Raw genomic sequence first — 648 nt, 5'->3', positions numbered from 1 at the left:
GTTAAAGCACCAATCAAAGAAGCACCAGTTAAAGCACCAATCAAAGAAGCACCAGTTAAAGCACCAATCAAAGAAGCACCAGTTAAAACACCAATTTTAGAAGCACCAAAAACACCATATACTCCAAAAATGCCCCTGCAAATCATCCCAGAAATCGATATTAATAACTATTACCTGAACAATATGACCAATATGGAGGTAAAACAGCCACAATTACCGCCAAAACCAACGAACATACTTCCTGAAATGAAAGAACCAATGAAAGCAAATCCAGTTATGCCGATACAAGAAGCACCAATGGAAAATCAGCTTCCTGTGCAACAACAAATGCCACAAGACTTTTGTACACCTATGACACCAATTTTGCCGGGATCAGGTTATTGTCCGCCACCACCGAAATGGTGCCCGCCGCCACCTTGTCCGCCTGTAGGATTTATGCCATATCCACAGGTTCAGGGAGCTGCAATGCACCATATGCCAAATATGATGCCTAATCAATCTGGACAAATGCCAGGTGTTGGAGGTGCAGAATTTATGCCACATGGGTATGATGAGTCTTCATCCTTTATGCCGCAATTACCGATGACAAACCCAATGGGCGGCCAAATGCCGGGAATGGGTCAAATGCCAATGGGTGGACAAATGCCA

General features: G+C 43.8%; 1 pseudogene. It reads left to right on the top strand.

The annotated features are described in order from the left end of the window. Positions 1–648: pseudogene (locus CHI06_RS29735) on the top strand (hypothetical protein); the annotation flags it as partial.

This window comes from Bacillus sp. 7884-1 (assembly GCF_002272245.1).
Lineage (GTDB): Bacteria > Bacillota > Bacilli > Bacillales > Cytobacillaceae > Neobacillus.
This window is presented reverse-complemented; position numbering and strand designations above follow the sequence as displayed.